Raw genomic sequence first — 21,712 nt, forward strand, 5'->3', positions numbered from 1 at the left:
CCTGTAGGGACCTCCCATGAATATTCGCACTGCCCTCTTCAGCTCCATAGCGGTGGTCTCAATGGCGTCCGGTGCCTACGCGGCAGACGCGATCGTCGCAGCCGAGCCCGAACCGGTCGAGTATGTGCGCGTCTGCGACGCTTATGGCTCCGGCTACTTCTATATTCCGGGAACGGAAACCTGTCTGTCGATCGGCGGCTACATCCGCGTTGAAGAGCGTTTCGGTCCTAATCGCTCCGGCACATCCGACTGGTCCTCCTGGACGCGCGGACAGACGACTATTTCGTCCAAGAGCGAAACAGAATTTGGCACGCTGACCGGCGTCATCACGCTCCGCATCAACGCCGAGAACGCGACGAACCAGACGGCTCTTCTGCAGGAAGGCTATATCGACATCGCTCACCTGCGCGTCGGCATGCAGTACTCCTGGTGGGATAACGACCGCAGCATCGGTACCGGCGAAACGGACATCATCTCCAGCAACCAGACGATCCACAACGCCATCCGCTATATGTACGAGACACCGGACTTCAGCGCCGGCGTCATGGTGGATGAACTCGAAGACGCGCCCAAGCCTGCCATACCTGGCGAGCAGCCGAACAATGTCGGCATCGAAGCCCAGTTTTACGGCAAAGTCGGTGTTGTCAGCGGCTACCTTCTGGGAAGCTATGACACCGACGCTGACGAAGGCGCCATTCGCGGCATCCTGTTCGCGGACCTCGGACCTGGCCAGCTCGGCCTCTGGGGCATCTGGGCAAGTGGCGCCAACTACTACTGGGAAAAGTCCGAGTGGACCGTCGGTGCGCAATACTATGTGAAGCTGAACGACAAGTGGTCGGTTACCCCCGGCTATCAGTATTTCAGCAAGACCTCGTTCGATAGCGATGGCGAATTCACCGGCGGCGACGAGTGGCGCGCGGGTATCACGGCCGACTACAAGATCGCCACGAACCTGACGACCAAACTCAGCGTCCAATACGACGACCCTGATGACGCCGACGACTATGTTGAAGGTTTCCTGCGCTTCCAGCGCAATTTCTAAGCCGTGTTGCAGTCCGCTCAGGCTCGCCGCTCACGACGAGCGCTCATCTCTGTAGGCCAGCCGTATCGCCGGCCCGCGGCTCCACCAACCGGAATTCCAGCATCAGATTGCGCTGCAGGATCGAATGGTTGTCGTCGGAGACGATGACAACATGCGTGGTCCCATCCTCAGCCGTAAAGGCATCAAGGCCTTCCATGTTGTCGATCTGGTAGCCGAAGTCGCCTTGCAGCAATATCTCGCCGTCCATGACGGTCTCTGGGCGGATGTCGGCGGCCTTGATGTGGCGGATACGCATTCCGATGCCTTCCGCCATGTTGAACCGGCGTTCCAGAAGCAGCAGGTCGCCATTCGGCAGGAAGGCTCCGTCCGTCGCGTCGAAATCGCCATAGTGAGCAAGCGACAGACGTCCCTTCAGTGGTCCATCGAGGATCGCCGCATAGGCATTCCCGTCCGTGTCCAGGCTGCGTTCTGCGACGATCAGCGTGCCGCCTTTCAGCGCGCTATCGACGGGTGCAACAGCGATCGTCTCAAAGCCGCGATTGGCACGCAGCGATTTCTTGGGAAAGGGGATGGGGATCGTGTCAATTGCACGCGACTCCTCGAAGCCCGGATCGGGATAGATGTCGACGCGGTGGTCCTGTTCGAAGGAGACGAGAACCTGGTCCGCGTGCAGCGTCAGGCCCTCGGCATCCATATACCCTTTGCCCTCAAAGCTGCGCCCCGCCCGGTTCTTCATCGGCGTGATCGCGACATCGGTCAGGCCGGACAGGTGCCCCTGCGGATCACGCTCGATACGGCCTGTCATCCAGTGACCGGTGTCGAGCACGCCGACGAAATGTGTCTTGTCCGATCGAAACCGAATCGACGACAGCGAGCCGAACAGGCGCTGCGGCGAGACCATTTCCAGCCCGCCGAGAAATTCGAGAGAGCCGAACTTGGTCTCATCGGAGCCGATCTTGAAATCGGTGATGAGGCGGCTGCGGACCTCCACGTCGCCTTCGCCGAGCGCCGGCGGCATGAGAGCCGCCAACCCGAGAGCGATCGAGACCACGCTGGCGAAGGGCTTCCGGAGCATCCAGAAAGCGTCCTTCGCGGTTAGCCGGCGCGGCGGAGACGACCGCCCCGCGGCTGGACAGTCTTATCTTCGAAAAGCGACGCAAGCTGCTCGGTCATCGCACCGGCCAGTTCGTCCGCATCGACGATCGTCACCGCGCGCCGGTAGTAGCGCGTAACGTCGTGGCCGATGCCGATTGCCAGCAGCTCGACCGGCGAGCGCGTCTCGATTCGGTCGATGACGGCGCGCAGATGCCGTTCCAGATAGTTCCCCGGGTTGACCGACAGCGTCGAATCGTCGACCGGCGCCCCGTCGGAGATCATCATCAGGATGCGGCGCTGCTCGCGGCGAGCCAGCAGGCGATTGTGCGCCCAGATCAGCGCCTCGCCGTCGATGTTTTCCTTGAGCAGGCCTTCGCGCATCATCAGGCCGAGATTGGCACGCGCGCGCCGCCACGGCGCGTCGGCCGACTTGTAGATGATGTGGCGCAGGTCGTTGAGACGGCCCGGCGTTTGCGGCTTGCCGCTGCCGAGCCACTTTTCGCGCGCCTGTCCGCCCTTCCAGGCCTTCGTCGTGAAGCCGAGGATCTCGACCTTGACGCCGCAACGCTCCAGCGTGCGGGCCAGGATATCGGCGCAGGTGGCCGCGACCGTGATCGGGCGGCCGCGCATCGAGCCCGAGTTGTCGATCAGAAGGGTCACGACCGTATCGCGGAACTGCGTGTCGCGCTCCATCTTGAAGGACAGCGCCTGCATCGGATCGATCACCAGGCGCGTCAGGCGCGCCGGATCGAGGTAGCCTTCCTCGAGATCAAAATCCCAGGAACGGTTCTGCTGCGCCATCAACCGCCGCTGCAGGCGGTTCGCCAGCCGCCCGACCGCGCCTTGAAGGTGCGCCAGCTGCTTGTCGAGGAAGGCGCGCAGGCGCTCCAACTCGGCCGCGTCGCAGAGCTCTTCGGCGGTGATCGTCTCGTCGAATTCCTCGGTGAAGACGTGGTAGTCGACCTTCTCGTTGAAGTCGTCGAACGGCGTGTTCGGACGGCGGGTTTCCCCCGGCGTCTCGGAATCCTCTTCGCCTTCATCCTGCATGTCGTCGTCGGAGATTTCGGCGCCTTCGGTCTCGCCGTCCTCCATCTGCTCGTCGGCGACTTCGCTGTCTTCTACGGGCGCAGCGTCGGAACCGGCGTCGTCATCAACTTCGTCCTGTTCCTGCTCGTCGCCGTTCGGCTGGTCTTCCTGCTCCGATTCATCATCGGACTCCGGCTCGCTATCGTCGTCGCCATACTCCTCGGCCATTTCCATGGCGGAGAGCATGTGGCGGATCACCTTGGAAAAGGCCTGCTGGTCGCTCATGACGGCGGGAAGGTCGTCTAGGTCGGATCCGGCCTTCTCATCGATGAAGGAGCGCCAGAGGTCGAGTACCTTCCCGGCGGAGGCTGGCGGTTTCTGGCCCGTCAGCTTCTCCCGCACCATCATGGCCATCGCTTCGCCTATCGGCGCGTCCTCCTGCCGCTCGATACCGGAGAAATTCGCCTTGGCGTATTTCTCTTCGGTCATCGAGCGCAAGTTGGCGGCTACTCCTTCCATGCGCAGCGCGCCGATCGATTCAACGCGCGCCTGCTCAACGGCATCAAAGATCGCGCGCGCATCGGAGCCTTGCGGCGCCATCGTCGCGTGCACCTTGTCGTCGTGGCAGGCGAGCCGCAGCGCCATCGAGTCGCCAAGCCCGCGCGTCACGGCGAGCTCATGCAGCGTCGGACGCTTGGAAAGCTCCGGCAGACGGATCCGCTCGGCCGTCATTCCAGGGCGTTCGTTGGCGAAGGTCACCTCGACCTCGCCGTCACCGGCAATCGCGCGCACGCTGCCAGTTATCGCCCGGCGCAACGGTTCGACGTCGACAGGCGAGCCGGGCTTTGCTTTCGAATTGTCACCGCGAGCAGCCATGATCGGTCGGCCTTAGGCCTCCAGAACGATGTTGGCAGCACTTTCCTTCAGCTCGACGCCGAAAGCACGCTGGTAGTGTTCGGCCACCAGGGGACGTTCCAGTTCATCGCACTTGTTGAGGAACGTGGTGCGGAAGGCGAACGCGATGTCGCCGAAAATCTCGGCGTTCTCGGCCCAGGTGATAACCGTACGCGGGCTCATGACGGTCGACAGATCGCCGTTCATGAAGGAGGCGCGAGTCAGATCGGCGACGCGCACCATCTTGGAGACGGTATCGCGGCCTTCCTTGTCCTTCCCAAAGCTCTTCACCTTGGAAGCAACGATGTTCACTTCATGGTCGTGCGGCAGGTAGTTCAGCGTCGTGACGATCGACCAGCGGTCCATCTGCGCCTGATTGATCTGCTGCGTGCCGTGATAGAGGCCCGTCGTATCACCGAGACCGATCGTGTTTGCGGTCGCAAACAGACGGAAGGCTGGGTGCGGGCGGATAACACGGCTCTGGTCGAGCAGCGTCAGGCGGCCCGACGATTCCAGAACGCGCTGGATGACGAACATGACGTCGGGGCGGCCGGCATCGTATTCGTCGAAGACGAGCGCGACATTGTGCTGGTAGGCCCAGGGCAGGATGCCGTCCTTGAATTCCGTGACCTGCAGACCGTCCTTGAGGACGATCGCATCCTTGCCGACGAGGTCGATACGGCTGACGTGGCTATCGAGGTTGATACGAACGCAGGGCCAGTTGAGGCGGGCGGCGACCTGTTCGATGTGCGAGGACTTACCCGTGCCGTGATAGCCGGAGATCATCACGCGTCGGTTATGGGCAAAGCCGGCAAGAATGGCGAGCGTGGTCTCGCGGTCGAAGAGATAGTCGGGGTCGAGGTCCGGAACATAGGCGCTGCCCTGGCTATAGGCCGGCACGCGGATGTCGGAATCGATACCAAAGACCTCCCTGACCGAAACGGTGGTGTCCGGAAGCTCCGAAATATCAAGGTCAATCTTGCTCATCATGTCTCCAAGGCGGGTGCCCGACACCCGACCATACTGTCTCAGCCCATTTCGCAACCACGACGCCGCAGTCTACCCCGCGCTCGTTCATGTCGGAACGTCGGCGATGCTTCTCCGGGACTGAAACGAAACCTCGGGGGCGATAATCTACCGCTAGCGAGCATTCTTGAACAAAGTCCCGGACAAGAAACGCCGCGCCCGGAAGTGGCCGAGGCGCCTGTGAGACAAACGCAGAAACTTATGCCGCGATTGCCTGCGGCCTCAGCCGATTTGGGACCATACCTGATTGAAGACCAAGAGCAAGGACGGGAATTAACAAAAACCGTTCTGCTTCAATAATTGATAGGCCTGGATGACGGCCCGGAACCGCTCTTCCGAACCGCGGTCGCCGCCGTTGGCGTCAGGGTGGTGTTTCTTGACCAGTTCCTTGTAGCGGCTCTTGATCTCCGAGGAGGTCGCGCTGGCATCGAGGCCCATCGTGTCGAAGGCCTTGGCTTCCAGGCTTTTCAGCTTGCGCTGCTCAGGGAAGCGCGGGCCGTTTCCCTTGGTACCGTTGACGAAGCCGAAGGGATCGCGCACGCGGTAGGAACCGGACCGCATATCGGAATGCAGCGGGCTGTCCTTGGCCGACTTGTTGACGCCGACCGTCCAGGTTGGGCGATGGCCTGTTATCGCTTCCTTCTGATAGCGCGCGATCTCACCGTCGGAGAGGCCGGAAAAGTAATTGTAGCCCTTGTTGTATTCCTTGACGTGTTCGAAGCAGAACAGAAAGAACTGCCCCTCGGCATTGCGTCCGACGGGAGCGCGATGCACGCCTTTCTTGTCGCAGCCGTCCCACTGACAGGAAGGGGGAGCCTGTTCGGTTTCCTGCTCGCGTTTGCGGCGGGTGCGGATGCGGTCGAAATATTTGGAATCGAGTCTCATGACGGCTCTAATTTTAAGCCTGCGAAGAGGCCACAACAAGAATTGACAAATGGGAATGTTGCTGGCTTGGTGGGAACCTTTTTCGCAAAGCAACGAGACCATGACCCTGCAGACCCGCATCGAAGAAAAGCTGACCGCCGCATTCGCGCCGGAACGCTTGAGCGTCATCAATGAAAGCCATCTTCATGCAGGTCATCAGCCTGATATGACGGGGACGGGCGAGACCCATATGCGGGTGCGCATCGTATCCGCCAAGTTTACCGGCATGCCCCGACTGGCGCGGCACCGCGCGATCACGGAGCTTTTGAAGCCAGAATTGGATGCCGGATTGCATGCGCTCGCCGTCGAACCGGCAGCCCCCGGCGAACCGGTGCGCTGGTAGCGGGCACGGCCCCTATATGGGTGACAAGGCCGCACTTTCCAATGCGGCCGGACCGTCACAGCATGGTTTCAGCGGATCAGAAGCGCCGTCGCGTAGAGCCCGAAGCCGAAGACCGTGTGCGCCACCAGATTGAGGAAGCGAACCTTGTTCGGGTTCGGCGTCTTCGATGCCGCCCAGCCGATGCCGAGGCCCGGCTGCAGCAGGAACCAGCCGGCGCCGACGGTGACGATCGCCCAGATCCACGCCGGAAGAAAGGTCGGTTCCGCCAGCCAGCCGGGACCGACCAGCACCACAAGCAGTATGCCGTAGAGAATGCCGACGGCATAATGGCCAATCCAGCCGAGCGCGAGTTCGCGCTCATAAGGTGCGGCCGTGCCGATGTCGTCGTGGAAAACCTTGCCGTCCTTCAGGTGCCAGAACCAGCGACCGATCGGCGCCCAGTTCGGCAGCGCGCTGCCGGTGGCTTTTGCATACACAATTGCCCAGATATCCATAAGAACGGTCGCCCCGATGCCGATGACGACAGCCCGCCAGAAAATATCAAACATATCAAATCCATAATGGTGATGTCGCGGCGGACTCCTTTCCACAGCGACCATGGCTAGGACGCTCGCCTCAGGCCGGACCTGCCTCGTTTTCCTCAGCCGGCCGGATTCGAAGTTTGGTGATGCGGTTCTTCTCTCGCTTCATGACGATGAAGCGCTTTTCGTAGAATGTGAAGGCCTGTCGCTCTTCCGGGATTGTCATCGACTCGTGAATGACAAGGCCTGCGATCGTTGTCGCTTCCTCATCCGGCAGATGCCAATCCAGCGCGCGGTTGAGATCGCGGATGGGAACGTTGCCATCCACCACTATGGAACCGTCCGCTTCCTGCCGCACGCCCTGGATGTCGATGTCGTGCTCATCGGCAATGTCGCCGACGATCTCCTCGAGGATGTCCTCCAGCGTCACGATGCCCTGCACTTCGCCATACTCGTCGACGACGACGGCGAAATGCTGCTTGCGGCGCAGAAATGCGTTCAGCTGGGCTTCAAGGCTGGTGCTATCGGGTACGAACCACGGCTTCTGGGCGATCTTGATGATGTCGAGGTGCTCCGGCTCGGCGTCGCGCTCGGCAAGTGCGCGCAGCAGATCCTTGGAGTGAACCACACCGATGATGTTATCCGTCGTCCCCCGCCAGAGCGGCATGCGCGTGAACGGGCTCTCGAGAATTGTCCGCACGACCACCTCCGGCGGATCATCGGCATTGATCGCCCGCATCGCGGTGCGGTGGACCATGATGTCGGAGAGTTCCAGTTCGCCGAGATCGAGGACACCGCCCAAGCGGTCGCGGTCCGCCTTTACGACCGATCCCTCACGATGCAACAAGTCAACAGCGCCACGCAGTTCTTCATGCGCGGAGAGCATCGAGACCTCCCGCGAGAGATTGATACCAAAGAGCGACAGGATCCGGCGAACGATCGCATTGACGAAAGACGACACCGGACCGACGACGGCGACGAACATCTTGACTGCATAGGCCGTGTTCAGTGCAAACCGATCCGGCGTCGAAATCGCCCAGCTCTTCGGCAGCACTTCGGCGAAGATGACCAGAATGACGGTCATCGCCAAAGTCGCAAGCGCAACGCCCGAGTTGCCAAACAGCCCGAGAAACAGACTAGTGGCCAACGACGAGGAGAGGATGTTGGCAAGGTTGTTGCCGATGAGCAGCGCACCGATCAGCCTATCGCGGCGCTCTATGAGCTGGCGCACAATCCCTGCGCGTTCCTCGCCATTGGCTTCGAGCGTGTGAATCCGGCTACGGGATACCGCGGTCAGCGCCGTCTCCGAACCGGAGAAGAACGCCGACATGAGGACGAGGGCCACGATGGAGACAATTTCCGGCCAGTATACGGAAAGAAATGCCAGCGTGCCTTCGAGGGTCATTGCGGGTGCTTCTCCTTGAGGAAGCTCAGTACTTCCGAAGCGGGAACATCATTGGCGACGAAGGACTGCCCGATGCCGCGGGTGAGAATGAAGGTCAGGTTGCCGCCCTTCACCTTCTTGTCCTGAGCAATCGCGTCCATCAACACTTCGGCCGGCGGCAGCGCGCCCGGAATTTCCGACATGCGGGTCGGAAGACCGACAGCCTTGAGGTGGCTTTCGACGCGGCGGGCATCATCCGGGCTTGCGAGGTTCATGCGCGCCGAGAATTCGTGCGCCAGAACCATGCCGATTGAAACACCTTCGCCATGAACGAGACGCGAGCTATCATAGGCGGTTGCCGCCTCCAGCGCGTGGCCGAAGGTGTGGCCGAGATTGAGGAGCGCGCGTTGTCCGGTCTCGCGCTCGTCGGCAACGACGACATCGGATTTTGCCTGGCAGCTCGTGGCGATCGCCTCGATGCGTGCCGCACCGCCGGCAAAAACCGCCTGCCAGTTGGCTTCCAGCCACGCGAAAAAGTCAGGCTTGTCGATCAGGCCGTACTTCGCGACCTCTGCATAGCCGGCACGAAACTCACGCGCACTTAGCGAATTCAGAACATCGGTGTCTGCGAGCACCAAGTCCGGCTGATGGAAGACGCCAAGGAGGTTCTTGCCATGGCGGCTGTTGATGCCGGTCTTGCCGCCGACCGAGGAATCGACCTGCGACAGCAGCGAAGTCGGTACCTGTACGAAACGCATCCCGCGCCGCACGATGCCGGCGGCAAAGCCTGAGAGGTCGCCGATAACGCCGCCGCCAAGCGCGATGACGCAGTCGTTGCGTTCAATCCGCGCTTCGAGGACCTTGTCGCAAACAGTTATCAGATGCTCGAAGCTCTTGGTCTTCTCGCCAGCCGGCAGCACGAGGGTCGCGGACGCGATGCCAGCCTGTTCCAAGCTTTGAACCAGCGCGTCAAGATAAAGCGGCGCTACATGCGCGTCCGTAATGACAGCCGCCTTCCGGCCCTTCAGGCGCGAAGCGATCTCAGCGCCGGCGCGTGCGATCAGGCCCGGCCCGATCAGGATATCGTAGGCGCGCTCGCCGAGTGGCACGTGAACCTTGCGTTCGGAGGCAGGGGCAATCGCATTCATCGGGCTGCACTTTCGGTTCGGGCGTCGATCATGGCTTTAAGGATCTCCTCGGCCATCAGTTCCTTGCGCACATCGCGCGAGAGGACGGTAAGGTCGGCGAGCTCGTAAATCGGATAACGCGCGTTCATGAGGTTTTCGAGGGTCTGCTTGGGGTTCTCTGTTTTGAGCAGCGGGCGCGTATCGCGCTTGCTGACCCGCTCCCAGAGAACATCGAGGTCCGCCTTCAGCCAGATGGAGAGGCCGCCCTTCTTGATATGCTTGCGCGTCCGGTCGTTGATGAAAGCACCGCCGCCGGTGGAGACCACACGCGGCCCGTTCTTCAAGAGGCGTTTCATGACACGGCCTTCAAGCGCGCGGAACTCTTCCTCGCCGTAAGCGGCGAAGAGTTCGGTGATGGACATGCGGGAGACCTTCTCGATCTCGGCATCGCTGTCGACGAAGGGGATGCCCAACTGATGCGCGACGATCCGGCCAACAGAGGATTTGCCTGCGCCCATCAATCCGACCAGGATCAGATTGCGAGAACCGAGCGCAGCACGAGCCCTGTCTTTCAAGCTTTCGGCAACGGTCAGAACTGGGTCGCTCATTGGTCCATTCACACTTTGTTTGCGAACGGTATCGACAAATGCAGGTGTAGCGTCAAGTCGCGGGCAAGGGAAACGTGGTTCAAATGCATCTTCTTGCACTTGCAAACATGCTTCTTCATAAAGAAGCAGAGCCATGGAGTTACTGAATGCCGAGTTTGTTCCGTTTTCTCGCCATATTGGCGATCATCGCCGGTGCGATATACGGAACGATGTGGGCACTGGTTGCTTTCGTCGAGCCGCAGGAGCGTGACGTGACGATCCGTATTCCGTCCGAGCGGATCAACCCTCCGTCCACCGGCGCCATCAACCCGTCCAAGAAGTGAGACGATGAAGGATCTCGGCTGGGTTCACGTCGAAGCCTTTCTGGAAATGATGAGCGCGGAGCGGGGCGCAGCCGCCAATACACTTTCTTCCTATGAGCGCGATCTTGACGATCTTCATGGCTTCCTGAACGGCAAGAGCGTGCGCCTGCTGGAGGCGACATCGGCGGATCTTTCGGCCTATCTCTCTTCCCTCGCCGCGCATGGGTTCAAGCCATCGTCCCAGGCGCGGCGGCTGGCGGCGATGCGCCAGTTCTACAAGTTTCTCTACGCCGAAAGCCTGCGCACCGACGATCCGACTGGCGTTCTCGATGCGCCGAAGAAGGGCCGGGCTCTGCCGAAGACGATGGGGGTCGATGAGGTTGGCCGTTTGCTCGAGCAGGCGGAAACCGAAGCGCAGGATCCCGCGCCCGGCCAACTGCAGCGGCTTCGGATGCTGGCCCTTCTTGAGCTCCTCTATGCAACAGGGATGCGTGTGAGCGAGCTCGTCTCTCTTCCAGCCCGTGTGCTCGATCAGGACGGACGCTTCCTGATGATCCGTGGCAAGGGCAACAAGGAACGTCTCGTGCCGCTGTCGCAATCGGCGATCGTGGCACTGAAGCTCTACGGCCGGATGCTCGCCGCCGAGAACGCTGCCGCCAAGGTGCCACAGGAAAGCCTCTGGCTATTTCCCGCAGCCTCCCGGGAAGGCTACCTGCCGCGCCAGGTTTTCGCACGTGACTTGAAGAAGCTTGCGATCCGGGCAGGTCTCACCCCATCTATGATCTCGCCGCACGTCATGCGGCATGCATTTGCGAGCCACCTTCTCGCCAACGGCGCTGATCTTCGCGTCGTTCAGGAACTGCTCGGACACTCGGACATTTCAACCACGCAAATTTATACGCATGTGTTGGAGGAACGGCTTCAACAACTGGTCCAAACACACCACCCCCTTGCCAAACAGGCCAAAAAGCAGGAATAGGACCGGCAACAAAGGGCGAGCTCATACAAAGTAGCCCCGGCAAAAGGAACGGAAACGCACCTCATGCACAACTATCTCGACTTCGAAAAGCCGATCTCCGACCTCGAAGGCAAGATCATCGAACTGAAGAAGCTCGCCACGGAAGACGAGAGTATCGACACGTCCGATGAAATCGGCAGGCTCGAAGTTCGCGTTCGCGAAGCGATGCTCGACATCTATTCGAAGCTGAACGCCTGGCAGAAGACACAGGTTGCGCGCCATCCGCAGCGACCGCATTTCGTCGACTATGCCAAGACGCTGTTTCAGGAATTCACGCCTCTCGCCGGCGACCGCAAGTTCTCTGAGGATGCCGCTATCCAGGCGGGGCTTGCCCGCTTCCGCGGCCAGCCCGTCGCCGTTCTCGGCCAGGAAAAGGGCAATGACACGAAGAGCCGCCTAAAGCACAATTTCGGCAGCGCCCGTCCAGAAGGCTATCGCAAGGCGATCCGCGTCCTCGAGATGGCTGACCGCTTCGCCCTTCCCGTCATCACCCTCGTCGATACGGCAGGCGCCTATCCGGGCGTCGGCGCCGAAGAACGTGGCCAGGCCGAAGCCATCGCACGCTCGACGGAAATGTGCCTGTCGGTGAAGGTGCCGATCGTCTCCGTCGTCATCGGCGAAGGCGGCTCGGGCGGCGCAATCGCGATCGCCACCGGCAACCGTGTCTACATGCTGGAGCACGCGATCTACAGCGTCATCTCACCGGAAGGTGCGGCTTCGATCCTCTGGCGCGATTCCGCCCGCGCCAAGGAAGCGGCTACCAACATGAAGATCACCTCCGAGGATCTGAAGGCGCTTGGCATCATCGACGGCATCATCAGCGAGCCTCTCGGCGGCGCGCACCGCGATCCGGACAGCGTGATTGCTGCCACCGGCGATGTCATTGCCAATGCTCTCGGCGAACTTTCCAACCGCACTGGCGAGCAGCTTCGCAACGACCGTCGGCAGAAATTCCTCAACATGGGCCGCAATTTGTAGTAGTCGAAGAGATGGCTGCGCGGTGAATGAGGCCAAACCTTGGCCACAATAATGTTATCAGTAACATTCCTACTTGCGGGGGACGCGAGCGCGCTTCATAGGCTGCTAAGAGTTTGTGAACCATAGTCAGCCTATGATTCGCTCCGCACCTGGGGCTGGGTTGCATACTGTTGATGGGCTATTTTGAATGCGCATTCGTCATTTTGCATATGTTTCCCTGATCGCTCTGGCCCTGGCCGGCTGCAACGATGCATTGGAAACGGCCCAGGTCGACCTCTCGAAGGTCAAGAACAAGGTCGAGCAGCCGCTACCGCCGAAGATCCTGTCCGAGATGTCGGCCAAGGGCATGCAGCGCAATTCGCCGATCATGATCCGCATCTTCAAGGAAGAAGGCGCGCTGGAGATCTGGAAGGCGAAGACCGACAATCGCTTCGACAAGATCGCCGAATACAAGATCTGCGCCTGGTCGGGCCGCCTCGGCCCGAAGGTGAAGGAGGGTGACCGGCAGGCGCCGGAAGGCTTCTATGAGCTGACACGCGCCAACCTGAATCCGAATTCGAAGTATTATCTCGCGATCAACACCGGCTTCCCGAACCGCTACGACGCCGTCAACGGCCGTAACGGCACCAATCTGATGATCCATGGCGCATGCTCTTCGTCGGGCTGCTACTCGATGACCGACCAGCAGGTGCTGGAGATTTACGCGTTCGCTCGCGATGCCTTTGCCGGCGGCCAGTCGACGGTGCAGCTTCAGGCGTTCCCGTTCCGCATGACGGCGGAGAACATGGTACGGCATCGCCTCAACTCGAACATCGAGTTCTGGAACATGCTGAAGGTCGGCTACGACAACTTCGAGGTCACCAAGCGTCCTCCTGAGGTGAATTTCTGCGAGAAGAAGTACGTCTTCAATCAGCAGGCAACCGACAATGGCGAATTCAATGCGGCCGGGAAGTGCCCGGCAATGTCGACGCCGCCGGCGCTGACGGCTGCCCTTGCCTCCTACGGCAAGACCTACGACGCCGACTACGCCAAAGCCATGAAGAAATATGACGGCATGGCCTGGTACGATCCGAGCGAGGCCGAGCGCAAGGCCGTGGTCGCGAAGCTCAGGAAGGGTCGCGAACTGGCCTATGCGCCGACCGGCACCTCGCTCGAGGCCGGCAAGATGGTCAAAGTCGCCGATCTCGAAGAGATGATGGCGAGCAAGACCGCATCCACGGTTGCTGCAAATGCTGCTCCCGGTGCTGCTCCGGCCACGCCCGAAGCAAAGGAAATCGCCGTCGCCGCTGCCGTTCCGGCTCAGATTCCGGTCCCCACGCCGAGCCCGCTGGCATTCGCGCCGGTAGAGCAGCCGGAACCTGTGGAAGTCGCCTCAAAGAAGCCGTTCTGGAAGTTCTGGGCCAAGGACTGACGGCGTGAGTGCCATTCTCTACGACTTGCGCGGGCTGAAATGCCCGCTTCCGGTGCTGAAGACCCGCCGCAAGATGTCCTCCTTGCCAAGCGGTTCATTGATCCAGGTCGAAACGACCGATCCGCTCGCTGGAATAGACATCCCTCATTTCTGCAACGAAGACGGACACGAGCTCATCGAGACCGTAAAGACCGACACCGGCCACCGGTTCCTCATCCGCAAGGGATAGATCAGAACCGCATGCCCGGCACGGCGAGTGGATTGTCGTTCAGCGCCGTCCGGTCCGGCGTATCGATGCGCGGTTTGCCGAGGAACGCATCGAACAGATCCTTGACGAAGGCTTCCGGCAAATCCTTGGTGATCAGCACCATGCGCGTGCGGCGATCCTGAGGGTCCGGCCAGGCTGGCAGGCGCGACGGCGGATGGAAGATACTCTGCACACCGTGAAGCACCAGCGGGCGATCCGGACGGTCCGAGACCGCAACGATCGCCTTCATCCGCAGCAGCTTCTCGCCATGCGCCGAACGCAGGAGGTCGATGAACATATCAAGCGCCATCGGCTCGATCGGCTTCTCCTCGATGATCGAGAAGGACCGGATCGAGCTATCGTGGCGGTTCACATCATGCGGGTCCTGGTGATCGTGTCCGTGATGATGGTCATGGTGGTGATGATGCCCGTCAGCGCCGTGGTGATGATGGTCATGATGGTGATGCGCGTCGTGCGCATCCTCATCCCGCAGCCAGCGGCCGACGTCAGCAATCTTGCTTGCCGGATCGTAGAGGCCGTTGACGAGCACGCCCACCTGCCCTGCCTCAGTGCTGTCGGCATCCAGCAATGCGGCGCGCGGATTGAGGGCATCAAGACGCGCTTCCAGCGCCCGCAACACCTCCTGCGAAGCCATCGTCCGTTTGGAGAGAATGAGCCGATCGGCAACCGCCGCCTGCTTCACCGCCTCCTCGTGGTTGTCGAGGGTCTGCGCACCGTTGACCGCATCGACCACGGTCACGATGCCATCAAGGTCGAAATTGGTGGCGATGATCGGGTTGCCCATGATCGCCTGCATGACGGGCGCCGGATCGGCAAGACCGGTGGTTTCGATCACGACGCGCTTCACCGGCTTGACGCGGCCGGTCTGCACCGCGTCCATTAGGTTGGCCAGCGTATCGACCAGTTCGCCGCGCACGGTGCAGCAGAGGCAGCCGTCCGACAGCTCGATGATCGCGTCGCCGGAGCTTTCCACCAGCAGATGATCGATGCCGACGTCACCAAACTCGTTGATGATCACGGCGGCGTCCTTCATCGCCGGATCCTTGAGGATACGGTTCAGCAGCGTCGATTTGCCGGCACCAAGAAAGCCGGTCAGGATGGTGACCGGGATCCGATCGGAAGCAGCGCTCATCGCGAACTGACCTTAAAAGGAGGTGGCCGGACGCGGCAGCGGCACCGGCACATTGGCGACCGTTCCCGCGGTGTCGGCAGTCGCCAGCTTATCCGGCTGTGGTTCGTTCTGGCCCGGAATGAGCCCCGCGAAGACGAAATTCGGCTCGTGGTCCATTTCCTGAATATAGGGCGACTGAACCTTCATCCGGCCGACTTCGTCGCGTGTCTCGCTGCGCACCTTGGCACCCTTGGCGCTGCAGATATCGGCGGTGATGTCGGCGACCTGATCCTGACCCGGCCCATAGGGTCGCAATGAACTGAGCGTATCGGGCGCGGCAAACTGCGAGGTGAAACCCTTCTGCAGCAGGTCGGCGGAGGCATCCGCGCGCGCCGCGAGGCTGTCGGTGCCGAGCACGACGGATATCAAGGTACGTCCGTTGCGCGTCGCCGAAGCAATCTGGTTGAAGCCCGAAGCGCAAATGAAGCCGGTCTTCATACCGTCGGCGCCGGCGAAGCGGCCGATCAGGACGTTGATGCTTGGTACGTTCTTGGCGCCGGTCGTGATGCCCTCAAGCGAGAAATAGCCGGCATATTGCGGGAACTCGCGACGCAGCGCGACGGAAAGAACCGCGAGATCGCGCGCCGTCGTGTACTGGCCCTTGCCAGGCAGGCCGTTCGGATTGACGAAATGCGAGTCCGCCATGCCGAGCTTCGCAGCCTCGGCGTTCATCTTCAGCACAAAGGCTTCCTGCGTACCGCCGACAGCTTCTGCAACGGCAACGGCGATGTCGTTTGCCGACTTGACCATCAGGATCTTCAGCGCGCTGTCGAGCGTCAGCTTCTGTCCCGGCTTGAAATACATCTTCGCCGGCGGCTGGGCAGCCGCCCGCTTGCTCATGACAATGGGGGTATCGAGGCTGATCTGGCCGGCGCGAACCGCGTCGAAGACGGTGTAGACGGTCATCAGCTTGGTGAGCGAAGCCGGATACCACTTGCGGTACGCTTCCTCATGCTCCAGCACGCGGCCGCTCTGCACATCCACCAGGATATGCGGGTTCGCATAGGCTTGGGCAGTGGCCGAGAGAGCGATGGCGGCTGCGGAAGCTGCGATTGAAAGCGGCCGCAAGACGGCAAGCAAGCGATTCTGACGCGTCGACACGGTTCGTCCTTAAGATGTCCGGAGGTCTCGAAAGTTTCCCCTATTTAACGTATATGGCCATGACATGGCAAAGGGCCTTGACTAAGTTATTTCTGCGGCATCGTGTCCCCGCGACCCGGTGCTGTCCCCGTTTCGATTTCACGACAGGAAGCTGACATGCCGATTTTGAACAGAGCCGCCGAACTTCAGGACGAGGTGACAGAGTGGCGCCGGCATATCCATGCGCGCCCCGAACTTCTCTTCGCGGTCGAGAACACCGCTGCCTTCGTGGCCGAGAAACTCAAGGAATTCGGCATAGATGAGATCGTCACCGGCATCGGCAGAACAGGCGTTGTCGGCCTGATTAAGGGCAATGGCGAAGGCACCCGCACCATCGGCCTGCGCGCCGACATGGACGCGCTGCCGCTCACGGAAATCACCGGCAAGCCCTGGGCTTCGACGACCCCGGGCAAGATGCATGCCTGCGGCCACGACGGCCATACAGCCATGCTGCTCGGCGCGGCGAAATATCTGGCAGAAACGCGCAACTTCAACGGCAATATCGCGGTCATCTTCCAGCCGGCCGAGGAGGGCGGCGGCGGCGGCAACCTGATGGTCAAGGACGGCATGATGGAGCGCTTCGGCATCGAAGAGGTCTACGGTATGCATAACCTGCCGGGCCTTCCGGTCGGGCATTTTGCCATCCGCAGTGGTGCGATCATGGCCGCCACCGACGAATTCACCATCACCATCAAAGGCCGCGGCGGCCACGCTGCACAGCCGCACCGCACGATCGACCCGATCGCCATCGGCGCGCAGATCGTCAGCAACCTGCAGCTCATCGCCTCGCGAAGTGTGGATCCACTGCGCTCGGTCGTCGTCTCGGTCACCAAGTTCAACGCCGGCTTCGCGCACAATGTCATTCCAAACGACGCGACGATCGCCGGCACGGTGCGCACGCTCGACGAAGAGGTACGCAATCTTGCCGAAACCCGATTGAAGCGGGTCGTCAACGGCCTGGTCGCAGCCCACGGCGCCGAAGTCGATATCGACTTCAACCGGAACTACCCGGTCACCTACAATCACGCGACGGAAACCGGCCATGCGGTGCGCATCGCCGGCGAGATCGCGGGCGTCGGCAACGTCAACGCCGAGATAGACCCGATGATGGGCGGTGAGGACTTCTCCTATATGCTCAACGCCCGTCCCGGCGCATTCATCTTCATCGGCAATGGCGATACGGCGGGCCTGCACAACCCGGCCTACGATTTCAACGACGAAACCATCGCCCACGGCATTTCCTATTGGGTGCGACTCGCGGAACAGCGCCTCGGCGCCTGAAATCCGACTTTATCCAAACACATGCAAAAGAGCTTGGCTTCCGGCCAAGCCTTTTGTATGCATGACGCTCAAGTGGTCCCGTAGCTCAGCAGGATAGAGCATCAGATTCCTAATCTGAGGGTCACGCGTTCGAATCGCGTCGGGATCACCAGTCTTTTCAAAAAGACTTATCTTCGATTTTCCAATCAGAGCCACGTTCGTGCGGCTGGGTGGTTGTCGGCGGCGTGAATGGTTTGCGGCCCACAACACCAACCCACCGCTCCTCAAATGGTCGCGTGTTCGTAACTGCAACTAATTCGCTAGGACTTGTCTCTGGGGAGGCAAATCACTCCAGCTTTCAGGCCGGGAAATGCGGCGATTTTAGTATATTATTCAACCTTTAGGGTACAACATCCACAGCCTTAAGGCGAGTGGCATCTTCCGTTCATGACGATTTTCGGCCAATCTAAGCTTGGACGCGTCCGTTATGCCATCTTGATCGTAGTGCTGTTTGGCTTCGATTTCTTAAAGCCCCAAATCGAGCGCCTCATCATGACTGAGCAAGACAAAGCAGCCCGCCAACTGATGGCGTCACGACCTACCCATGGTCAAGGAAATGCGGCAAGCATCCCGTTTCAAGGCAAAAACATGCCGCTCATGTTGAGGGGCCAGGACGAAGCATTAAGGCAGATCGCCGCAAGCGGTCGCAAACCGACCGTAGGCGGGATAGAAAAACTGCACGGCATGGCCATAGAGAGCGCAATCGAGATGGCAATGGGAGATACTGAAACTGCCAGCTGACGGCCCGGCGCTCGTTTTTTGAGATGCTTTATGTCATTGCCGCGATTGCGATGACAGCAATCACCGTCATCGGTTTGCTCTACCTGCTCTCAAGCCGTCTTCGAGACATAGGATGGCCGCAATACCTCATATGGGTGCTTCTGACGCCGGTTTTCCTGCCGAAGTTTATCGCTATCCCACTGCCCGCTTTGGCGACACAAGGCATCACACTCTTTTTTATGGCATCGCCTTGGTCCTTGCGTTGGTCCCTAGCGAGGGCGCCACGCCCGCAGCCCCAAGTCGAGCTGCGTGGCCTTCGGCCCCGACGCGGCCGCGCAGAGGTCAGTTTGGCAGGCTCGGGATGGGCGATTAGGCACCAATGTCGAGCGGGCTTGCTTTGAATAATGATGGGTAGTTCGGCGGCGAAGAGGATCACGCGTTCGAATCACGTCTGAATCACCAGCACACCAGCGGCTCAAGAAGTCCCAGCCTACGCAGCTTGCCGGCTGGCGCTGCTCTGTGCAATGTCGTTCATCGAACGTTAAGCACGAACATGCAATTCGTGCGATCGGCGAGGGGGGTTAACCTCGACGGAGGCACAATGAAGAAACTGGTCTTGTCCGTGGTCACCGCAGCGATAGCGGCCAGCAGCGTCCTTGCCGTGGCCGAAACGGCTGCGGCTCAAGAATGGCGTCAACCATATTACGACGATGCGCCGCCCCCGCGCAGACATCACCACCATAATAATGGCGCTGCGATTGCGGGCGGCTTGGCTGCCGGCGTGATCGGCGGCCTCATCGGCGGCGCGATTGTCAACAACAACAGCGGGCCACGCTATATCGATCCGCCGCCTCCACCTCCGCCGCCGCCGCCACGCTGCTGGTTTGAGGACCGCGACGTTCGTAACGCCTATGATGGCGGCTGGCACACGGAAAGCGTTCGCGTCTGCAGCTAGTCGCTCGGGCGGCGCGTGGCCGGGAATTGTTCCCGGCCACGCGCCGCCCTAAAGCCTTGTCAGAAACGTCTCCAGCTCCTCGGCATCCACAAGCACGCGATGGCGCTCCTGCGGATAGGCACCGCTTTCGATGTCGGCCGCATATTCGCGGAATGCGGCGATCCGTTCGGCCTGGATGCGGTCATATTCCGCCGCAAGGTTGCGATAGACCTTGGCGTGGCGCGGATAGTGCCCACGGTTAAGGCCCAGCACATCCTCGGAGAAGAGATATTGGGCATCGCATCCGCTGCCGGCGCCCATTGAGATCATCAGCATTGAGGTCCGCTCCGATATCGCCGTGGCCACTTCGGCCGGCACGACCTCGATCTCCGCGCTGAACGCGCCTGCGGCCTCCAGATCCTTCACCTGCTTGTAGACGAAAGCCGCGGCTTCGGCCGTTTTGCCGACCGCGCGAAAACCGCCGGTCCATGTGGAGTGCGAGGGAATAAGCCCAGTGTGTCCACAGACCGGAATATACTCGTCACGCAACCGCCGGATCGTCTGCAGGCTTGCGGCACAATAGACGGCGTCCGCGGAAGCTGCCCGCATTTTCACGGCCGAGCGCAGGATCTCGCCGGTGGTGGCGCCGCTCTGACCATACTCGCCGCCTGGGATGGCGAAGCGCCCGGGGGCGGCATCGCGAAATCGCGGATCGAAGAGGAGTTCAGGCGGAACCGAAATCAGGTCGATGCCGGCAGCCTCGGCCGCTTCGGCCTCTTCAAGCGACACAACGCGCAGCATGCTGAGCTGCCGCTTGCCCTTCATTGCCAGGAGGTCATGCACAGTCGGACGCACTTGTTTACCCATCGCTAATACCTTGAGAATAGGGGTCGCCGGTCAGGCGGCCAGGAGGGATTTCAATTTGACGCTGCTTGCAACCAGCGCCGCCGGATCCGGATGCGCCCGCGCCGCAATCAGCTTTTCGGCAAGCCGGATATCGCGGGCAACCGCGTTGCCGCGACCGATGCCGCTGGCCGCAAGCAGCCTGCCGGCCTGATCGAGATGAAAGAGAATGAAAGCGCCCTCGCCGAGGTCTCGGCGCAAATGCTGGACGGCACCCTCCGCCAAGCCAGCGATCTGCAGGGTTACGTCGTACTGATCGGACCAAAACCAGGGCACGGCGGAAACAGTTTCGCCAAGCTCCATCATGTTGGCTGCGGCCAGGGCTCCTTGCTCCTGCGCATTTCGCCAGGATTCGAGCCGGACACGCCGGCCGCCATAGATCGCCAGCGGGAAAGAGCAGCAGTCGCCTGCCGCGTAGATATCGGGCGCGGAAGTGCGGAGGCACTCATCGACGGCGATGCCATTGTCGATTTGAAGTCCGGCACGAGCAGCAAGCTCCGCATTGGGCGTGGCGCCAATTCCGACGAGCACGAGATCGGCGCTGACCGTGCTGCCGTCAGCCAGTTGAATGATGGCTCTTTCGTCGTCTTCGGCAATCGCGGTGATTGCCACGCCGCAGCGGATATCGACGCCCTCGAGCGAATGCCGTTCGCAGATCACGCCTGCGACCTCCTCCGGCACGCCGCGCTTCAACACGCGTTCAAGGCCTTCGAGAACCGTCACGTCAGTTCCGAGCACACGTGCCGTCGCGGCAAGTTCCAGGCCGATAAAACCGCCGCCAACGATCACGATATGCTTTCCGGGCACCATCGCCTTGCGAAGTGCGACCGCGTCGGCATGGGTACGCAGCAGACGGATATGCTGGCTATCCTCGGCAATCCCGGGAAACGCCCGCGCGCGGGCACCGGTCGCGAACAAAAGCTTGTCATAGGCAATGGTACGGCCATCGGAAAGCGTAACGGCCTTTGTAGCGGGATCAACGCCTTGAACCGTCACGCCTGTCATGAGGCTGACGCCGCCTGCAGCATATCTCTGCGGCTCGGCGATGAATTTCGGCCCCGTCCCTTCCTCGGCCGTCTTCGAAAGCGGCGGCCGCTCGTAGGGTGCGAGAGTTTCGTTTCCGATCAGCGTGATCTCGCCGTCAAACCCCTTTTCGCGCAAGGCAAACGCCGTGCGTGCGCCGCATTCCCCTGCTCCGATGATCACGAAATGGGTCATGACGGGCTCCTCAGATCGAAATGAAGACGGCGCCGCCTTCGACCTTCACGGGATAGGTATTGAGGTTGACGCAGACCGGCGCCCCCTTGGCCTGACCTGTCTTGTAGTTGAAGCGGCCATTATGCTTCGGACACTCGATGATCTCGTCCATGACAAGGCCGTCGGCCAGATGGACCTGCTCGTGCGTGCAAAGCCCGTCCGTTGCGAAAAACTGGTCGTCGGGGCTGCGATAGACCGCAAACGTCCTGCCTTGATGGTCGAACCGCATGACATCTTCCTCGTCGATGTCCTCGACCGCACAGACTTCGATCCAATTTCCGCTCATCATGTCCTCCCAGA

General features: G+C 60.9%; 23 protein-coding genes and 1 tRNA gene. 11 read left to right on the forward strand and 13 right to left on the reverse strand.

What is annotated here, in order from left to right; all coding sequences use genetic code 11:
* The first annotated feature begins 16 nt into the window (after positions 1-16).
* Positions 17-1,042 carry a porin gene (locus ATY79_RS16605; protein ID WP_088693432.1) on the forward strand — a complete coding sequence of 342 codons (1,026 nt, stop codon included), beginning with the start codon at positions 17-19 and terminating at the stop codon, positions 1,040-1,042.
* 43 nt (positions 1,043-1,085) lie between these two features.
* Here the strand turns inward: ATY79_RS16605 and ATY79_RS16610 are convergent, their stop codons facing one another.
* From ATY79_RS16610 to ATY79_RS16625, 4 genes are all read right to left on the reverse strand, one after another.
* Positions 1,086-2,117: an esterase-like activity of phytase family protein gene (locus tag ATY79_RS16610; RefSeq protein ID WP_088693431.1), complete on the reverse strand. Its 1,032-nt coding sequence runs from the start codon at positions 2,115-2,117 to the stop codon at positions 1,086-1,088.
* A 20-nt stretch (positions 2,118-2,137) separates the two neighbouring features.
* Entirely contained in the window at positions 2,138-4,039 is a 1,902-nt protein-coding gene (gene cobT / locus ATY79_RS16615) for a cobaltochelatase subunit CobT (protein WP_088693430.1), read from the reverse strand.
* Positions 4,040-4,051: 12 nt separating this feature from the next.
* Entirely contained in the window at positions 4,052-5,044 is a 993-nt protein-coding gene (gene cobS / locus ATY79_RS16620) for a cobaltochelatase subunit CobS (protein ID WP_007528066.1), read from the reverse strand.
* Between the two features lie 312 nt (positions 5,045-5,356).
* Positions 5,357-5,968 carry a J domain-containing protein gene (locus ATY79_RS16625; RefSeq protein WP_088693429.1) on the reverse strand — a complete coding sequence of 204 codons (612 nt, stop codon included), beginning with the start codon at positions 5,966-5,968 and terminating at the stop codon, positions 5,357-5,359.
* Positions 5,969-6,068: 100 nt separating this feature from the next.
* On the opposite strand from ATY79_RS16625, the gene ATY79_RS16630 reads away from it, so the two are divergent.
* Positions 6,069-6,350 (forward strand): BolA family protein, encoded by a 282-nt coding sequence (locus ATY79_RS16630; RefSeq protein ID WP_088693479.1) that lies wholly within the window; start codon positions 6,069-6,071, stop codon positions 6,348-6,350.
* 68 nt (positions 6,351-6,418) lie between these two features.
* On the opposite strand, the gene ATY79_RS16635 is transcribed toward ATY79_RS16630, so the two are convergent.
* The 4 genes from ATY79_RS16635 to ATY79_RS16650 form a co-directional block, all read right to left on the reverse strand.
* The gene (locus ATY79_RS16635) at positions 6,419-6,898 is read right to left on the reverse strand and encodes a DUF2938 domain-containing protein (protein WP_088693428.1); all 480 of its coding nucleotides are present in this window, start codon (positions 6,896-6,898) and stop codon (positions 6,419-6,421) included.
* A gap of 67 nt (positions 6,899-6,965) precedes the next feature.
* Complete coding sequence (locus ATY79_RS16640; protein WP_088693427.1) at positions 6,966-8,276, reverse strand: HlyC/CorC family transporter; 1,311 nt, start codon at positions 8,274-8,276, stop codon at positions 6,966-6,968.
* Positions 8,273-9,403, reverse strand: coding sequence for a 3-dehydroquinate synthase (gene aroB / locus ATY79_RS16645; RefSeq protein ID WP_088704460.1), 1,131 nt, complete (start codon positions 9,401-9,403; stop codon positions 8,273-8,275). The genes ATY79_RS16640 and aroB overlap by 4 nt, the downstream gene beginning before the upstream one ends.
* Positions 9,400-9,990: a shikimate kinase gene (locus ATY79_RS16650; protein ID WP_088693425.1), complete on the reverse strand. Its 591-nt coding sequence runs from the start codon at positions 9,988-9,990 to the stop codon at positions 9,400-9,402. Before ATY79_RS16650 ends, aroB begins: the two co-directional genes overlap by 4 nt.
* 146 nt (positions 9,991-10,136) lie before the next feature.
* Between ATY79_RS16650 and ATY79_RS30895 the strand changes: the two genes are divergently transcribed.
* The 5 genes from ATY79_RS30895 (at position 10,137) to ATY79_RS16675 (ending at position 13,928) form a co-directional block, all read left to right on the forward strand.
* Positions 10,137-10,313 (forward strand): hypothetical protein, encoded by a 177-nt coding sequence (locus ATY79_RS30895; RefSeq protein WP_007789465.1) that lies wholly within the window; start codon positions 10,137-10,139, stop codon positions 10,311-10,313.
* Between the two features lie 4 nt (positions 10,314-10,317).
* Positions 10,318-11,271, forward strand: coding sequence for a site-specific tyrosine recombinase XerD (gene xerD, locus ATY79_RS16660; RefSeq protein WP_088693424.1), 954 nt, complete (start codon positions 10,318-10,320; stop codon positions 11,269-11,271).
* Between the two features lie 63 nt (positions 11,272-11,334).
* Complete coding sequence (locus tag ATY79_RS16665; protein ID WP_088704461.1) at positions 11,335-12,288, forward strand: acetyl-CoA carboxylase carboxyltransferase subunit alpha; 954 nt, start codon at positions 11,335-11,337, stop codon at positions 12,286-12,288.
* Between the two features lie 187 nt (positions 12,289-12,475).
* Entirely contained in the window at positions 12,476-13,699 is a 1,224-nt protein-coding gene (locus ATY79_RS16670) for a murein L,D-transpeptidase family protein (RefSeq protein WP_088693422.1), read from the forward strand.
* A gap of 4 nt (positions 13,700-13,703) precedes the next feature.
* Positions 13,704-13,928, forward strand: a complete 225-nt coding sequence (locus ATY79_RS16675; protein WP_088704462.1) for a sulfurtransferase TusA family protein — start codon at positions 13,704-13,706, stop codon at positions 13,926-13,928.
* A 1-nt stretch (position 13,929) separates the two neighbouring features.
* Here ATY79_RS16675 and ATY79_RS16680 read toward each other — a convergent pair whose 3' ends face one another.
* Both ATY79_RS16680 and ATY79_RS16685 read right to left on the reverse strand, forming a co-directional pair.
* A complete protein-coding gene (locus ATY79_RS16680) occupies positions 13,930-15,099 on the reverse strand; it encodes a GTP-binding protein (RefSeq protein ID WP_088693420.1) in 1,170 nt (389 codons plus the stop codon).
* Between the two features lie 12 nt (positions 15,100-15,111).
* Entirely contained in the window at positions 15,112-16,239 is a 1,128-nt protein-coding gene (locus ATY79_RS16685; protein WP_088693419.1) for a D-alanyl-D-alanine carboxypeptidase family protein, read from the reverse strand.
* 156 nt (positions 16,240-16,395) lie between these two features.
* On the opposite strand from ATY79_RS16685, the gene ATY79_RS16690 reads away from it, so the two are divergent.
* The 4 genes from ATY79_RS16690 to ATY79_RS16710 all read left to right on the forward strand — a co-directional run bounded on the left by ATY79_RS16690 (position 16,396) and on the right by ATY79_RS16710 (position 19,273).
* Positions 16,396-17,559: a M20 aminoacylase family protein gene (locus tag ATY79_RS16690; RefSeq protein WP_088693418.1), complete on the forward strand. Its 1,164-nt coding sequence runs from the start codon at positions 16,396-16,398 to the stop codon at positions 17,557-17,559.
* Between the two features lie 74 nt (positions 17,560-17,633).
* Positions 17,634-17,710 (forward strand) — tRNA-Arg (locus tag ATY79_RS16695).
* 275 nt (positions 17,711-17,985) lie between these two features.
* The gene (locus tag ATY79_RS16700) at positions 17,986-18,339 is read left to right on the forward strand and encodes a hypothetical protein (protein ID WP_088693417.1); all 354 of its coding nucleotides are present in this window, start codon (positions 17,986-17,988) and stop codon (positions 18,337-18,339) included.
* Positions 18,340-18,919: 580 nt separating this feature from the next.
* Positions 18,920-19,273, forward strand: coding sequence for an acid shock protein (locus ATY79_RS16710; RefSeq protein ID WP_088693415.1), 354 nt, complete (start codon positions 18,920-18,922; stop codon positions 19,271-19,273).
* A gap of 48 nt (positions 19,274-19,321) precedes the next feature.
* Here ATY79_RS16710 and ATY79_RS16715 read toward each other — a convergent pair whose 3' ends face one another.
* The 3 genes from ATY79_RS16715 to ATY79_RS16725 are packed head-to-tail and all read right to left on the reverse strand — an operon-like array spanning position 19,322 to position 21,698.
* Positions 19,322-20,119 (reverse strand): 3-methyl-2-oxobutanoate hydroxymethyltransferase, encoded by a 798-nt coding sequence (locus ATY79_RS16715; RefSeq protein WP_088693414.1) that lies wholly within the window; start codon positions 20,117-20,119, stop codon positions 19,322-19,324.
* A gap of 30 nt (positions 20,120-20,149) precedes the next feature.
* Positions 20,150-21,373, reverse strand: coding sequence for an FAD-dependent oxidoreductase (locus ATY79_RS16720; RefSeq protein ID WP_088704463.1), 1,224 nt, complete (start codon positions 21,371-21,373; stop codon positions 20,150-20,152).
* Between the two features lie 10 nt (positions 21,374-21,383).
* Positions 21,384-21,698 carry a MocE family 2Fe-2S type ferredoxin gene (locus tag ATY79_RS16725; RefSeq protein WP_088693412.1) on the reverse strand — a complete coding sequence of 105 codons (315 nt, stop codon included), beginning with the start codon at positions 21,696-21,698 and terminating at the stop codon, positions 21,384-21,386.
* Between the last annotated feature and the right edge of the window lie 14 nt (positions 21,699-21,712).

Source organism: Rhizobium sp. R693 (genome assembly GCF_002211315.1).
Classification (GTDB): Bacteria; Pseudomonadota; Alphaproteobacteria; order Rhizobiales; family Rhizobiaceae; genus Rhizobium.

Excerpts from the sequence above, each read along its gene's own strand:
- ATY79_RS30895 (WP_007789465.1), top strand. The coding sequence starts at position 10,137 with ATGCCGAGTTTGTTCCGTTTTCTCGCCATATTGGCGATCATCGCCGGT.
- ATY79_RS16680 (WP_088693420.1), bottom strand. The coding sequence starts at position 15,099 with ATGAGCGCTGCTTCCGATCGGATCCCGGTCACCATCCTGACCGGCTTT.
- ATY79_RS16690 (WP_088693418.1), top strand. The coding sequence starts at position 16,396 with ATGCCGATTTTGAACAGAGCCGCCGAACTTCAGGACGAGGTGACAGAG.
- ATY79_RS16670 (WP_088693422.1), top strand. The coding sequence starts at position 12,476 with ATGCGCATTCGTCATTTTGCATATGTTTCCCTGATCGCTCTGGCCCTG.
- ATY79_RS16710 (WP_088693415.1), top strand. The coding sequence starts at position 18,920 with ATGAAGAAACTGGTCTTGTCCGTGGTCACCGCAGCGATAGCGGCCAGC.
- ATY79_RS16665 (WP_088704461.1), top strand. The coding sequence starts at position 11,335 with ATGCACAACTATCTCGACTTCGAAAAGCCGATCTCCGACCTCGAAGGC.
- xerD (WP_088693424.1), top strand. The coding sequence starts at position 10,318 with ATGAAGGATCTCGGCTGGGTTCACGTCGAAGCCTTTCTGGAAATGATG.
- ATY79_RS16715 (WP_088693414.1), bottom strand. The coding sequence starts at position 20,119 with ATGGGTAAACAAGTGCGTCCGACTGTGCATGACCTCCTGGCAATGAAG.
- ATY79_RS16700 (WP_088693417.1), top strand. The coding sequence starts at position 17,986 with ATGACGATTTTCGGCCAATCTAAGCTTGGACGCGTCCGTTATGCCATC.
- ATY79_RS16610 (WP_088693431.1), bottom strand. The coding sequence starts at position 2,117 with ATGCTCCGGAAGCCCTTCGCCAGCGTGGTCTCGATCGCTCTCGGGTTG.
- ATY79_RS16605 (WP_088693432.1), top strand. The coding sequence starts at position 17 with ATGAATATTCGCACTGCCCTCTTCAGCTCCATAGCGGTGGTCTCAATG.
- cobT (WP_088693430.1), bottom strand. The coding sequence starts at position 4,039 with ATGGCTGCTCGCGGTGACAATTCGAAAGCAAAGCCCGGCTCGCCTGTC.
- ATY79_RS16630 (WP_088693479.1), top strand. The coding sequence starts at position 6,069 with ATGACCCTGCAGACCCGCATCGAAGAAAAGCTGACCGCCGCATTCGCG.
- ATY79_RS16625 (WP_088693429.1), bottom strand. The coding sequence starts at position 5,968 with ATGAGACTCGATTCCAAATATTTCGACCGCATCCGCACCCGCCGCAAA.
- ATY79_RS16640 (WP_088693427.1), bottom strand. The coding sequence starts at position 8,276 with ATGACCCTCGAAGGCACGCTGGCATTTCTTTCCGTATACTGGCCGGAA.
- ATY79_RS16650 (WP_088693425.1), bottom strand. The coding sequence starts at position 9,990 with ATGAGCGACCCAGTTCTGACCGTTGCCGAAAGCTTGAAAGACAGGGCT.
- ATY79_RS16720 (WP_088704463.1), bottom strand. The coding sequence starts at position 21,373 with ATGACCCATTTCGTGATCATCGGAGCAGGGGAATGCGGCGCACGCACG.
- aroB (WP_088704460.1), bottom strand. The coding sequence starts at position 9,403 with ATGAATGCGATTGCCCCTGCCTCCGAACGCAAGGTTCACGTGCCACTC.
- ATY79_RS16635 (WP_088693428.1), bottom strand. The coding sequence starts at position 6,898 with ATGTTTGATATTTTCTGGCGGGCTGTCGTCATCGGCATCGGGGCGACC.
- cobS (WP_007528066.1), bottom strand. The coding sequence starts at position 5,044 with ATGAGCAAGATTGACCTTGATATTTCGGAGCTTCCGGACACCACCGTT.
- ATY79_RS16725 (WP_088693412.1), bottom strand. The coding sequence starts at position 21,698 with ATGAGCGGAAATTGGATCGAAGTCTGTGCGGTCGAGGACATCGACGAG.